Source organism: Nocardioides hungaricus (assembly GCF_054782915.1).
Genome location: NZ_BAAGRO010000016.1, coordinates 235,556 through 248,171, shown reverse-complemented (window position 1 = coordinate 248,171; position 12,616 = coordinate 235,556). Strand labels below are relative to the sequence as shown.

At 72.1% G+C, this 12,616-nt stretch carries 12 protein-coding genes; 4 read left to right on the top strand and 8 right to left on the bottom strand.

Features of this window, described 5'->3' with window-relative positions; all coding sequences use genetic code 11:
• Positions 1 to 3: 3 nt before the first annotated feature.
• A complete protein-coding gene (locus tag ACYVKX_RS06215; protein ID WP_460829876.1) occupies positions 4 to 999 on the top strand; it encodes a 1-acyl-sn-glycerol-3-phosphate acyltransferase in 996 nt (331 codons plus the stop codon).
• 8 nt (positions 1,000 to 1,007) lie between these two features.
• On the opposite strand, the gene ACYVKX_RS06210 is transcribed toward ACYVKX_RS06215, so the two are convergent.
• On the bottom strand, positions 1,008 to 1,577 hold the full coding sequence (locus tag ACYVKX_RS06210; protein ID WP_460829875.1) for a hypothetical protein: 570 nt from the start codon (positions 1,575 to 1,577) through the stop codon (positions 1,008 to 1,010).
• 152 nt (positions 1,578 to 1,729) lie between these two features.
• Here ACYVKX_RS06210 and ACYVKX_RS06205 point away from each other — a divergent pair, with 152 nt between their 5' ends.
• On the top strand, positions 1,730 to 2,236 hold the full coding sequence (locus ACYVKX_RS06205; RefSeq protein WP_460829874.1) for a peptidylprolyl isomerase: 507 nt from the start codon (positions 1,730 to 1,732) through the stop codon (positions 2,234 to 2,236).
• A gap of 16 nt (positions 2,237 to 2,252) precedes the next feature.
• Positions 2,253 to 3,185: a rhomboid family intramembrane serine protease gene (locus tag ACYVKX_RS06200; RefSeq protein ID WP_460829873.1), complete on the top strand. Its 933-nt coding sequence runs from the start codon at positions 2,253 to 2,255 to the stop codon at positions 3,183 to 3,185.
• Positions 3,186 to 3,500: 315 nt separating this feature from the next.
• Here ACYVKX_RS06200 and ACYVKX_RS06195 read toward each other — a convergent pair whose 3' ends face one another.
• Entirely contained in the window at positions 3,501 to 3,959 is a 459-nt protein-coding gene (locus ACYVKX_RS06195) for a cell division protein CrgA (RefSeq protein WP_460829872.1), read from the bottom strand.
• Between the two features lie 49 nt (positions 3,960 to 4,008).
• On the opposite strand from ACYVKX_RS06195, the gene ACYVKX_RS06190 reads away from it, so the two are divergent.
• A complete protein-coding gene (locus tag ACYVKX_RS06190; protein ID WP_460829871.1) occupies positions 4,009 to 4,839 on the top strand; it encodes a DUF881 domain-containing protein in 831 nt (276 codons plus the stop codon).
• On the opposite strand, the gene pknB is transcribed toward ACYVKX_RS06190, so the two are convergent.
• The 6 genes from pknB to ACYVKX_RS06160 are packed head-to-tail and all read right to left on the bottom strand — an operon-like array spanning position 4,769 to position 12,590.
• Positions 4,769 to 6,580 (bottom strand): Stk1 family PASTA domain-containing Ser/Thr kinase, encoded by a 1,812-nt coding sequence (pknB, locus tag ACYVKX_RS06185; protein WP_460829870.1) that lies wholly within the window; start codon positions 6,578 to 6,580, stop codon positions 4,769 to 4,771. The genes ACYVKX_RS06190 and pknB overlap by 71 nt on opposite strands.
• Positions 6,577 to 7,908 (bottom strand): serine/threonine-protein kinase, encoded by a 1,332-nt coding sequence (locus ACYVKX_RS06180; RefSeq protein WP_460829869.1) that lies wholly within the window; start codon positions 7,906 to 7,908, stop codon positions 6,577 to 6,579. Before ACYVKX_RS06180 ends, pknB begins: the two co-directional genes overlap by 4 nt.
• Positions 7,905 to 9,377, bottom strand: a complete 1,473-nt coding sequence (locus ACYVKX_RS06175) for a peptidoglycan D,D-transpeptidase FtsI family protein (RefSeq protein ID WP_460829868.1) — start codon at positions 9,375 to 9,377, stop codon at positions 7,905 to 7,907. Before ACYVKX_RS06175 ends, ACYVKX_RS06180 begins: the two co-directional genes overlap by 4 nt.
• A gap of 7 nt (positions 9,378 to 9,384) precedes the next feature.
• Positions 9,385 to 10,788 carry an FtsW/RodA/SpoVE family cell cycle protein gene (locus ACYVKX_RS06170; protein WP_460829867.1) on the bottom strand — a complete coding sequence of 468 codons (1,404 nt, stop codon included), beginning with the start codon at positions 10,786 to 10,788 and terminating at the stop codon, positions 9,385 to 9,387.
• Complete coding sequence (locus tag ACYVKX_RS06165) at positions 10,788 to 12,110, bottom strand: PP2C family protein-serine/threonine phosphatase (RefSeq protein ID WP_460829866.1); 1,323 nt, start codon at positions 12,108 to 12,110, stop codon at positions 10,788 to 10,790. The genes ACYVKX_RS06170 and ACYVKX_RS06165 overlap by 1 nt, the downstream gene beginning before the upstream one ends.
• Before the next feature lie 6 nt (positions 12,111 to 12,116).
• Positions 12,117 to 12,590, bottom strand: coding sequence for an FHA domain-containing protein FhaB/FipA (locus tag ACYVKX_RS06160; protein ID WP_460829865.1), 474 nt, complete (start codon positions 12,588 to 12,590; stop codon positions 12,117 to 12,119).
• Positions 12,591 to 12,616 lie beyond the last annotated feature (26 nt).

Below are 12,616 nucleotides of genomic sequence, written 5' to 3'. Positions count from 1 at the left end.
CCGGTGACGTGGTTGCTGCGGCGGCTCGTCATCGCGCCCGCGGTCGTCGCGCTGGCCGCGCTGGTCTGGGTGACGCTGCCGCTGTGGCTGATCGGCGCCGCCGCGCTGTCGCCGCTGATCCGCGGACGGCTGCGCCCGCTGCGCGTCCTGTGGGTCGCGATCGTCTACCTCACCTGCGAGGCGCTGCTGCTCGTGGTGATGCTCGGCCTCTGGATCGCCAGCGGCTTCGGGTGGCGGCTGCGCACGCCGTACTTCGAGGGCATCCACTACGACCTGGTGCAGGGCACCATGTGGGTCTTCTTCCGCGAGGCTCGGCGGGTGCTGCGGCTGACCATCGGCACCGAGGGCCCGACGCCGAACGCGCACCCGGGCCGGCCGATCCTGGTGTGCTGCCGGCACGCCGGGCCGGGCGACTCGTTCGTGCTGATCCACACGCTGATGGCGTGGTACGGCCGCGAGCCGCGGGTGGTGCTCAAGGACACCCTCGCGTGGGACCCGGCCATCGACGTACTGCTCAACCGGATCCCGGCGCGGTTCATCACGCCCAACCCGACCGGCGGGGCCGACCTGGAGGCCCAGATCGCCTCGCTCGCGACCGGGCTCGACGAGAACGACGCCTTCGTGATCTTCCCCGAGGGCGGCAACTTCACCCCGCGCCGGCGGCAGCGCGCGATCGACCGGCTCCGCCGCCTCGGCATGGAGCGGATGGCCGAGCGCGCCGAGCGGATGATCCACGTGCTCGCACCCCGGCCGGGCGGCCTCCTCGCCGCGCTGGACGCGGCTCCCGGGGCCGACGTGGTGCTGGTCGCGCACACCGGGCTCGACCACATGCTCACCGTCGGCGACGTGTGGCGCGAGCTGCCGATGGACAAGCGCATCGTGATGCGCTGGTGGCAGGTGCCGCGCGACGAGATCCCCGCCGGCCGCGAGGAGCGGATCGACTGGCTGTTCGGCTGGTGGGAGCGGATCGACGACTGGATCGACGCCAACCGCCCCTGACCAACGGGTCACTTCTTGTCGACGTCCACCACGTCGGCCGGGTCGTCCGGCGTCGTCACCGGGTGCGGCGACTCCGCCTCGGCCTCGTCGGCGATCGCCTCGCCGGCCGAGGCGCCGCCGGCGTCCTCCTCGGTCGCCGGGCGCGGGGCCGGCGTCGGGGTGTACGACGACTGCCAGTTCTCGCTCTCGCTGCCGCCGCGCAGCCTCTTGGCGATGAACGCGGCCGCCGCGGCGATGCCGGTGATCAGCAGCAGCTTCCTGATCCTGCGGCCCTTCTTCGGGGTCGCGGCGGCCGTGGCCGTCGTGGAGACCTCGTCGGCCTTGTCGGCGACCGCCTGGGCGCCGGCCGCGAGCTTCTCGGCGGCGAGCGCCGCGCCCGTCGCCACCACCGGTGCGGCCTTGGCCCTGGCGTCCGCGAGGGCGGGAGCGGCCTTCGCCTTCGCGTCCGCGAGCACCGGCCCGGCCTTCTCCTTCGCCGCGGCGACGGCGTTCTCCACCTGGGGCTTGACCTGGTCGGCGTACTGGCTCACGGTGTCGGTCGCCTGGTCGAGGAGGGACTTGTTCTTGCGAAGACCCATGTCGGCACTTCCTCTCGTCGTGTCCTACTCATTCGATCATGGCACCCGGGAGGTCACCAGTCGTCGTTCTGCTTGGCGGTCGTGCGAGGATCGGGGTCGCACGTCTGCCCGAGGTACGCCTCGGGTGTACCCATCAGAAGCGAGAGGCACTCATGGCTGACCAGGCCGTCCTGCACACGAACCGCGGCGACATCACGCTCAACCTGTTCCCGAACCACGCTCCCGAGACGGTCGCGAACTTCACCGGGCTCGCCGACGGCAGCAAGGACTACGACGCCGGCAACGGCCGCAGCGGCCCGTTCTACGACGGCCTCACCTTCCACCGGGTCATCACCGGCTTCATGATCCAGGGCGGCTGCCCGCTCGGCACCGGCACCGGCGGGCCGGGCTACACCTTCAAGGACGAGCCGCACCCCGAGCTGGTCTTCGACAAGCCCTATCTGCTCGCGATGGCCAACGCCGGCCCGGGCACCAACGGCTCGCAGTTCTTCATCACCGTCGGCGCGACCACCTGGCTGAACTTCAAGCACACGATCTTCGGCGAGGTCGCCGACCAGGCCTCGCGCGACGTCGTCGACGCGATCGCCACCACCGCGACCGGCCCCGGCGACCGCCCGGCCGAGCCGGTCGTCATCGAGTCGGTCGAGCTCCAGGACTGAGCTTGTCTCCCCGAGCATGACTCAGCCTCCGACCCCCGAGACCGGGGTGCCGACCTGCTACCGGCACCCCGGCCGGGAGTCCTACATCCGCTGCCAGCGCTGCGACCGGACCATCTGCCCGGACTGCATGCACGACGCGTCTGTGGGCTTCCAGTGCCCCGACTGCGTGGCGGAGGGTAAGCAGGCCACGCGCAGCGGCCGCACGGCGTACGGCGGGCTGCGGCCCACGAACGCCGGGCTGACGTCGTTCGTGCTGATCGGCGTCAACGTCGCCGTCTGGCTGGCGGTGCTGGCCACCGGCGGCCAGGGCGGGTGGCTCTACTACTGGCTGTCGCTGCACGCGCGTGGGCTCTGCACGGCCGACGGCGGCTTCTTCCCGCAGGTCGGCAGCGAGACACTCTGCAACACGGTGGGCGGCGCGACGTGGGTGCCCGGCGTCGCCGACGGTGCCTACTGGCAGCTGATGACGAGCGCGTTCACGCATGCGCAGCCGTGGCACATCGCGTTCAACATGCTCGCGCTCTACGTGCTCGGCCCGCAGCTCGAGATGGCCATCGGCCGGGCGCGGTTCCTCGCGCTCTACCTGCTTGCGGCGCTCACCGGCTCCGCGTTCGTCTACTGGTTCTCCGGTGAGACCACGGCCACCGTCGGCGCCTCCGGTGCGATCTTCGGCCTGATGGGCGCGCTGCTGGTCGTCGTCCACAAGATCGGCGGCGACTACCGCACGGTCCTCACCTGGATCGCGATCAACTTCGCCTTCACGTTCCTCTTCGCCGGGATCTCCTGGCAGGGCCACCTCGGCGGCTTCCTCGGCGGCGCCGCCGTCGCCGGCGTCCTCGTCTACGCCCCCCGCGGCTCCCGCCGGACCCTGGTCCAGGTCTCCGGCATGGTCGCCATCGGTGCCCTCACCGTGCTCGCGATCATCCTCCGCAGCGCCACCCTCGCCTGACGCCGAGTCGGCGGGTCTTGCCCGCGTCAGAGTGCCGAGTCGGCGGGTTTTGCCCGCGTCAGGGTGCCGAGTCGGCGGGTTTTGCCCGCGTCAGGGTGCCGAGTCGGCGGGTTTTGCCCGCTGCCGGCTCCACAGCTGTGGAATCTCCTGTGGAGAACTACACGCGTGTAGTTCTCCACAGCGGTTATCCCCAGTGTGGACAGACGGCACCCGCCAGCCCCGTGCCCGGGGCAAGATGCGCCGACTCGGCGTTTACTGGCGGGCAAGTTGCGCCGACTCGACGGCCCCACGCGGGCAAGACGCGCCGAGTCGGGGTCACTCCCAGCGGGTGGCGAAGGTGAAGCCGACCGCCATGAAGGCGATGCCGACGATCAGGTTCTTCTGGCCGAGGTCGTTGAAGACCGGGATGCTGGACATGTCGTTGCTGAAGACGTAGTAGGTGCAGATCCACAGCAGGCCGACGAGGAAGCAGCCGAGCATGCCGACCACGACGCCGCGGCCCCGGCCGAGCGGGGTCGATGGGTGCGCGGAGGCCACCAGGCCGAGCAGCAGCAGGCCGAACCCGATCAGGTAGTTCCAGTTGCCGAGATCGGCCAGGAACGCCGGCTTGCCCGGGTCGGGCGCCGGGAACTCGGTCGGGTCGACCCGGACGACGATGTAGTAGTAGGCCATCCAGGCGACGCCGAGCACCATGAGAACGACGGCCACGAGGAAGCGCGGCGTGAGGATCGGGCCTCGCTGCGGGGCGAGGGGGTCCGCGGGGGCCTTGGCCACGGGTGCTCCTGGATCGGGTCGGACGAGTCTCCGGGTTACCTTAGTCGGCGTGTCCGGTGGAACTCACGCTCGACCCCCGGAGTCCGTGGACTCCGGGGAGCGTCGGCGTCGGCTCGCGCTCCCCGGCACCCGCCCGCAGCAGGGCCGCAGGCGCACCGCCTGGCGGATCGGTACGCCGGTCGTCGTCCTGCTCTGCGGGTCGCTGTTCGTCGTGAGCGCCGCCGACTCCGACGGCACCGACCTGCGCCCGGGCCGCTACACCGACCTCGCCGCGCTGGTCCAGGACGAGTCCGACCAGTACGACGCCCTGCGGCAGGAGGTCTCGGACCTCGACGCCCAGGTGTCCGCGCTGAGCGCGGCGATGAAGGACCGCGAGGTCAACCGCTACCACCGCCGGATCGCGAAGCTGAAGGACCCGGCCGGGCTCGTGCCGCGGTCGGGCCCGGGCGTCACCATCACGCTGTCCGACGCCCCCGAGGACCTGATCAACTCCACGACCGGCAACGTCAACCTCCTGCTGGTCCACCAGCAGGACATCCAGGCGGTCGTCAACGCGCTCTGGAAGGGCGGCGCCACCGCGGTCACCATCGCCGGCCAGCGGATCGTGTCGACCACCGGCATCAAGTGCGAGGGCAACGCGGTCCAACTCCAGGGCGTGCCCTACCCTCAGCCCTACGTGATCTCGGCCGTCGGCGACCAGGGCGACCTGCTCACGGCCATCGAGGACGACGAGTACCTGCAGACCTACCGGGCCCAGGCCGCCGACCCCGAGATCTCCGTCGGGTGGGACCTCGAGCTCGAGGACTCGGTCACCGCTCCGGCGTACGACGGCCTGCTCGACCTGAACTTCGCCACCCCGCTCGGCCCGGCGGGGAGCTGAGCGGCCGCTCCCCCAGCGGCGGGATCGTCGGGGACTCCGTCGTCGGCGACTCGGTCGGCGTGTCCGTCGGGGTCTCGCTCGGCTCCACGTACGTCGACACCTGGATCGTCACGGTGGTGCCCTCGGGTGCCGGCTGCCCGGGCGGGGGGAACTGGTTGACCACCGTGCCGGCCGGCTCGGTGCTGGTGGGGTCCTCCTCGACCTGGACCTTGAAGCCCGCCTTGCGGATCTCGGTCTTCGCCTCCGCCTGCATCAGGCCGCGGACGTCGGGGATCAGCTCCTGGCCGTCGGAGTAGTAGACGGTGACGTTGGTGCCCTGGGCGACCGGCTGGCCCGGCGCGGGATCGGTGCGCGTGACGACGCCCGCCTCCTCGTCCGACTCCTCCTCCTCGAGGGTGACCTTGAGCTTGGCCGCCTCGAGCGTGGCCCGCGCCTCCTCCTTGGGGTCGCCGACGACGTCGGGCACCTGCACCTCGGGCTTGCCCAGCGAGATCACCAGCGCCACCGGGCTGTCGGGCGCCACGAACTGGTCGGCGCCCGGGTCCTGGCTGATCACCCTGCCGGCGGGCACGTTCTCGCTGTTCTGGCGGTCGATGGTGCCCACCGCGAGACCGGCCTCGCCGATCAGGGTGCGCGCCTGGTTCTCGTTCTTGCCGATCACGTTCGGGACCGCGACCTCCTCCGGCGCGGACTCGAACAGCCGCGGCATCAGGTACGCCGCACCGGCGATCAGCACCACCAGCAGCAGCCCGAGCGCGACGAGCAGACCGGTGCGCCCGCGCGGGGAGTCGTCCTCCTCCGGCGGCACGGGCGCGACCACCGCGGTCGCGGCGGTGGGGTACGGCGAGGGGTCCGGCACCGGCGGCGGCACCGGAGCCTGGACCGGACGGCCGGCCAGGTAGCGCTCGATGTCGCTGCGCATCGCCGCCGCCGACTGGTAGCGGTCCTCGACCCGCTTCGCGAGCGCCTTCATCACGATCGCGTCGACCTCGGACGGCAGCTCGGTGTCGTGGTCGGACGGCGGCAGGGCGGGCTCGCGTACGTGCTGGTAGGCGACCGCGACCGGGCTGTCGCCCACGAACGGCGGGCGGCCGGTCAGCAGTTCGTAGAGCAGGCAGCCGGCGGAGTAGACATCGGAGCGGGAGTCGACCGTCTCACCGCGCGCCTGCTCGGGCGAGAGGTACTGCGCCGTACCGACGACCGCCGCGGTCTGGGTCATCGTCGAGGACGCGTCGCTGATCGCGCGGGCGATGCCGAAGTCCATCACCTTCACGTCGCCGCTCGGCGTGAGCATCACGTTGCCGGGCTTGATGTCGCGGTGGATGATCCCCGCGCGGTGGCTGTAGTCGAGGGCGGAGAGCACGCCGCTGGTGATCTCCAGCGCGCGCTCGGGCAGGATCTTGCGGCCCTCGCGCAGGATGTCGCGCAGGGTCCGCCCGGCGACGTACTCCATGACGATGTAGGGCTGGGAGATCCCGGATCCGTCGGTCGCGGGCTCCTCGCCGGTGTCGTAGACCGCGACGATCGCGGGGTGGTTGAGCGAGGCCGCGGACTGCGCCTCCCGCCGGAACCGGGCCTGGAAGGTCGCGTCGCTCGCGAGGTCGGTGCGCAGCCGCTTGACGGCGACGACCCGGCCGAGCCGGGTGTCGGTACCCTTGCGCACCTCGGCCATGCCACCTCGGCCGAGCAGCTCGCCGAGCTCGTAGCGACCCCCGATCAGGGTCGGCGGTTGGTTGCTCATCGACGCATCGACCTGGCCTCACTGCTCGCTGCGCTGGGGGACGGGGTTCCGGAGGGGGTCTGGCTCGGGGTCTCGGACGGCGTCTCGCTGGGCGTCTGCGAGGGCGTCTGGCTCGGCGTCTCCGAGGGGGTCTCGGACGGCGTCTGGCTCGGTGTCTCCGACGGCGTCTGCGAGGGGGTCTCGCTGGGCGTGGGCGGCTCGGACGTCGGCTCCTCCGAGGGCGTCTCGGAGGTCGTCCGCGACGGCGTCGGGGGCTGGCTCGGCTCGTCGGCCGGCTCGTCGTCGCCCAGCGACTGCGCGATCAGGAGGATCGCGAGCACGACGACCGCGACCAGCGCGAGCACGAGCAGCACCGGCCAGGCGGCGTTGCGCCTGCGGACCCGCTTGCCCTCGGCGGGCTGGTGGCCGGCGACGGGACCGGCGTGCACCGGCGGCAGCACCGCGGTCTCGGCCGCCACCGGAGCGGCCACCTGGCTGGTGACCTGGGCGGCGATCTGGGTGGCGGCGGTCGCCGGGTCGCGCAGCGCGGCCGCGAGGGCCGCGCCGTCGGCGTACCGGTCCTGCGGGAGCTTGGCCATCGACCGGCGTACGACGGCGGCCAGGTCGGCCGGGACGGCGTCCGGCAGCGAGGGCACCGGCTCGCGCAGGTGCATGAGCGCGGTCGCGACGGCGGTGTCGGCGGCGTAGGGCCGGTGTCCGGCGAGGCACTCGAACGCGACCACGCCGAGCGAGTAGACGTCGGACGCGGCCGTGGCGCTCTGGCCCTGCGCCTGCTCGGGGGAGAGGTACTGCGGGGTGCCCATCACCTCGCCGGTCCGGGTCAGCCCCATGCCCTCGGCGGCGCGGGCGATGCCGAAGTCGGTGATCTTCACGCGCCGGTCGGGAGTTACCAGCAGGTTGGCCGGCTTCACGTCGCGGTGCACGATGCCGGCGGCGTGCGCGGCCCCGAGGCCGTCGGCGGCCTGGGCGAGCAGCTCGCGGACGGCGGCCGGGTCCATCGGGGTGTCCGGCCGCAGCAGCGCGGACAGCGGCTGGCCGTCGACCAGCTCCATCACGAGGTACGGGCGGCCGTCGTCGCCGGCGCCGTAGTCGTAGACGGTCGCGATGTTCGGGTGGTGCAGGGCACCGGCGTGCTGCGCCTCGACCTCGAAGCGGGCGCGGAACGACGGGTCGTCGGCGTACTCCTGCTTGAGCAGCTTGACCGCGACCTCGCGGCCGAGGGTGGTGTCGGTCGCGCGCCACACCTCGCCCATGCCGCCCGTGGCGAGGCGGCGCTCGAGCCGGTAGCGCCGCGCGTCGTCGGCGGAGCTGTCGGGCGTCTCGGTCACTTGATCACCGCCTCCATCACGGCCTTCGCGATCGGGCCGCCGATCAGGCCGCCGGCGATCTCGCCTCGATCGATGTCGGCCCTCTGGATCATGACGGCGACGGCGACCTCGGGGTTGTCCGCCGGCGCGTAGGAGATGAACCAGGCGTACGGCGGGACGTCGGGGATGCCGCTCTGCGCGGTGCCGGTCTTGCCGGCCACCGAGATGCCGTCGATCCGCGCCGGGCTGGCGGTGCCCTCGTTGACGGTCGCCACCATCAGCTTGGTGACCTCGCTCGCGGTCGTCGGCGAGACCGCCCGGGACAGCTCCTGCGGCTCGGTCTTGTCGAGCACGTCGAGGTTGGCGGACTGCTCCTCGTCGACGAGGTAGGGCTTCATCACGGTGCCGCCGTTGGCGAGCCCGGCCGCGACCATCGCCATCTGCAGCGGCGTCGCGGACACCTCGAACTGGCCGAAGCCGCTCTGCCCGAGCTCGGCGTCGTCGAGCTCGTCGGGGAACACCGACCGGGCCTGCGCGCTCAGGTCGTCGAGGTAGCTGCTGTTGAAGCCGAAGCCCTCCGCGGTCCTCAGCATGTCCTCGGCGCCGACCTGCCCGGCGATCTGCGCGAACGAGGTGTTGCAGGACTGGCCCATCGCCTGGGTGAACGGGATCGTCGAGCCGTTCGCGCCGCAGCTGCGGCCCTCGTTGTCGATCAGGCCGGTCGGCCCGGACGTCAGCGGCAGCTGGTAGGTGTCGCCGCCCGGCACCCGGTCGTCCGCCTTGTAGAGGCCCTTCTCGATCGCCGCGGCCGCGGTGACCACCTTGAACGTCGAGCCGGGCGGGAGCCGGGTCTGGATCGCGCGGTTGAGCAGCGGCTGGGCCGGGTCCTTCTCGAGCCGGTCGAAGGTGTCGGTGACCGCGCCGAGGTCGTGCGAGGCGAGCTTGTTCGGGTCGTAGGTCGGCAGCGAGGCCATCGCCAGGATCCTGCCGGTGTTCGGCTCGATGGCGACCACGGCGCCCTGCACGCCGGGGCCGACGGCCCTGAGGCCGTCGTAGGCGGCCTGCTGTGCGGCGCGGTCGATCGTGAGCTGCACGTTGCCGCCCTGCGGCGGCTCGTTGCTGAGCAGGTCGACCAGCTTGGTGACGAACAGCCGGGAGTCCTCGCCGGAGAGCACGTCGTTGCGGGTCAGCTCGACGCCGGCCTGGGAGTAGTAGGAGAACCACCCCGTGATCGGCGCGTACATCATCGGCTGGGGGTAGGTGCGCTGGAACTTGTAGACGTCGTCGGACTCGACGCTCTCCGCGACCGCGGTGCGGCCGGTGAGGATCGCGCCGCGCTCGCGGGAGTACGACGCCACGATCTCGCGCCGGTTGCGCGGGTCGTCGCCGAGCTTCCCGGCCTTCCAGTACTGCAGGTAGGAGGCGTTGACCATCAGCGCCAGGAACAGCAGCAGGCAGAAGATCGAGATCGTCCGGATCGGCTTGTTCACGTCGGCATCACAGCTTCACCACCTGAGTGGCGTCTGAGTCGATGGCCGCGGTGTCGCCCGACAGCCGAGGCACCGGCCGGCGGGCCTGGTCGGAGATGCGCAGCAGCAGCGCGACGATCACCCAGTTGGCGATCAGCGAGGAGCCGCCGTACGAGAGGAACGGCGTGGTGAGGCCGGTCAGCGGGATCAGCCCGGTCACGCCGCCGATGACCACGAACACCTGGACGGCGAGCACGGTGCCGAGGCCGGTGGCCATCAGCTTGCCGAAGCCGTCGCGGCAGATCAGCGCCGTGCGCAGGGCCCGCTCGACCATCAGGCCGTACATCATGATCACCGCGATCACGGCGGTCAGGCCGAGCTCCTCGCCGATCGCCGCCACGATGAAGTCGGAGTTGGCGAACGGGACCCGGTAGGGGTCGCCCTCGCCGAAGCCGCGGCCGATCAGCCCGCCCCAGCCCATGCCGAACATCGCCTCGACCGGCTGGTAGCTCTGCCCGCCCTGCTCGGCGGTGTAGTAGTCGAACGGGTTGAGCCAGATGTCGAAGCGCACGCGCACGTGGTCGAAGAGGGTGTACGCCGCCGTCGCGCCGCCCGCGAAGAGCAGGCCGCCGACGACCAGCCAGCCAGGGCGCTCGGTGGCGACGTAGAGCATCACCAGGAAGACGCCGAAGAACAGCAGGCTGGAGCCGAGATCGCGCTGGAAGACCAGGATGCCGAGGCTGACCAGCCACATCGCGAGGATCGGGCCGAGGTCGCGGCCGCGGGGCAGGTCGACGAACAGCACCCGGCGGCCGGCGAGCGCGAGCGCGTCGCGGTGCAGCACCAGGTAGCCCGCGAACGCGATCACCAGCAGCACCTTGGCGAGCTCGCCCGGCTGGAAGTTGAACGGCCCGACCTGGATCCAGATCAGGGCGCCGTTGACCTCGTTGCCGATCCCGGGGAGCAGCGGCAGGAGCAGCAATGCGATCGCGGCGAGGCCGCTGGTGTAGGTGAGCCGCTGGAGCACCCGGTGGTCGCGGATGACCAGCAGGGTCGCGACGAACAGGATCACGCCGAGCGTCATCCAGACCAGCTGCTGCTGGGCGTAGTCGGCCTTGCGGTCGACCGCCTCCGCGGCCAGGTCGAGGCGGTGGATCACCGCGAGCCCGAAGCCGTTGAGGGCCGCGACGATGGGCAGCAGCACCGGATCGGCGTACGGCGCGACCAGGCGGATCACGACGTGGGCGCCGATCAGCAGGGCGGCCAGCCAGCCGCCGTACCCGAGCAGGTCGGTGGGGACCTCCTGGTCGACGCCGATGCCCACCGCGGCGTACGCCCCGATGCCGACGGCGAGGGCGAGCACGAGCAGGAACAGCTCCGCGCCCCGGCGGCGCCGGTGCACGAACCCGAGGAAGCTGCCGGACTGCGCCATCAGGACGGCCCCGTCGGCGCGTCCGCCTGCTGGCGGGCCGCGAGGTCCTGGACCTTGGCCTCGGCGTCCGCGAGGTTGTCGTAGGCGATGCCCTCGCGGACCCGGTCGGCCTCGATCTTGCCGAGCAGGTCGACCTGGACGTCGCTGGTCTCGTAGGGCTCGGACAGTTCGAAGCCGGCGATCTGGGTGTTGATGCCCCGGAAGATCGTGACGGCGCCGTCCTGCTCGCCGACGTAGAACTGGTCCTGGCTCCACCCGTAGGCGTAGGCGAGCCCGGTCCAGGCCAGGCCGACCACGACGAGCCCCGTGAACAGCCGCTTGAGCCAGACGAACCGGCGCGGTGCGCGGGGCGCGTAGCGCGCCTGCTCCGGGTCGATCGGGTCGCTGCTGATCGCGAACGCGCCGCCGGGCAGGTCGTCGGGGATCTCGGCCCGTACCGGCTCCAGCTCGCCGGTGTCGCCTGCGCGGTGGCCGCGGAACAGCGCGCCCATCCCGGCCACGCCACGGGTGCGCGGCCGCGGCTCGGCGGCGGCGCCGACCACGAGCGGCTCGGCGGCCGGGCCGCCCTGGTCGGCGACGACGTCGGCGACCAGGCAGGTGACGTTGTCGGAGCTGCCGGCCTCCAGGCTCGCGCGGACCAGCTCGACGGCGGCGTACTCGGCGCTGCCGCCGGACAGGATGTCGGCCAGCCGGCCGTCGGGGAGTACGCCGCTCGCCCCGTCGCTGCAGAGCAGGAGCCGGTCGCCGGCGGCGAGCTCGATGACGAACAGGTCGGGCTCGGACTCGTGGACGCCGTCGAGCGCCTTGAGGATGATGTTGCGGTGCGGGTGGACCCGCGCGTCCTTCTCGGTGATCCGGCCCTCGTCGATGAGCGTCTGCACGAAGGTGTGGTCAGCGGTGAGCTGGGTGATCTCGCCGCCGCGGTAGAGGTACGCACGGCTGTCGCCGACGTGGCCCATGCCGACCCGCTGGCCGTCGAAGAGCGCGAGGGTCGCGGTGGTGCTGGTGCCGCTCAGGGCCGGGTCCTCGTCGACCAGCTCGCCGATCCGGTCGTGCGCGCGGTGCAGGGCGCCGGCCACCCGGCCGAGCAGGTCGTGGTCCGGCTCGTCGGTGGGCGGGACGTCGATCCGGCGCAATTGCGCGATCGCGGTCGACGAGGCGATGTCGCCGCGGGCCGCGCCGCCGACGCCGTCGCAGACCGCGAGCAGCCAGGGTCCGGCGTACCCGGAGTCCTGGTTGTCCTTGCGCACGCGGCCGACGTCGGACGTCGCCGCGAAGAGCAGCCGCAGGCTCGCGGGCGCGCCGGAGGTGCCGTCGGTCATCGCCGGCTACTTCCTGAGCTCCAGGACGGTCTTCCCGATGCGAACCTGGGTGCCGAGCGAGAGCGTGGTCGGCTGGGTGATGCGCACGGTGCCGACGTAGGTGCCGTTGGTGGAGCCGAGATCCTCGACGAACCACTGGTCGCCCGAGGCGGCGATCCGGGCGTGCCGGGTCGAGACGTAGTCGTCGTCGAGCCGGATGGCGGCGTCCGCGCCGCGGCCGATGAGGATCGGCGCGCGGTCGAGGTTGACCCGCTCGCCGGCGTTCGACCCGGCGGAGACGTAGACGTGCGTCGGTGCGCCGCGGCGCCTGCTCGGCTGCTTGGGCTGTTTCGGGACCTTGCCCCCGCGGGCACCGCGCGCCGCCTCCGGGACCCGCGCGCCGAACATGTCGGAGCGGATCACCGAGATCGCGGAGAGGACGAAGATCCACAGGATCGCCAGGTAGGCGATCCTGATCAGGAAGAGGGTCAGCTCGGACACCTAGTGGTCACCGCCGGAGGTGCGTC

Excerpts from the sequence above, each read along its gene's own strand:
- ACYVKX_RS06210 (WP_460829875.1), bottom strand. The coding sequence starts at position 1,577 with ATGGGTCTTCGCAAGAACAAGTCCCTCCTCGACCAGGCGACCGACACC.
- ACYVKX_RS06170 (WP_460829867.1), bottom strand. The coding sequence starts at position 10,788 with ATGGCGCAGTCCGGCAGCTTCCTCGGGTTCGTGCACCGGCGCCGCCGG.
- ACYVKX_RS06205 (WP_460829874.1), top strand. The coding sequence starts at position 1,730 with ATGGCTGACCAGGCCGTCCTGCACACGAACCGCGGCGACATCACGCTC.
- pknB (WP_460829870.1), bottom strand. The coding sequence starts at position 6,580 with ATGAGCAACCAACCGCCGACCCTGATCGGGGGTCGCTACGAGCTCGGC.
- ACYVKX_RS06200 (WP_460829873.1), top strand. The coding sequence starts at position 2,253 with ATGACTCAGCCTCCGACCCCCGAGACCGGGGTGCCGACCTGCTACCGG.
- ACYVKX_RS06165 (WP_460829866.1), bottom strand. The coding sequence starts at position 12,110 with ATGACCGACGGCACCTCCGGCGCGCCCGCGAGCCTGCGGCTGCTCTTC.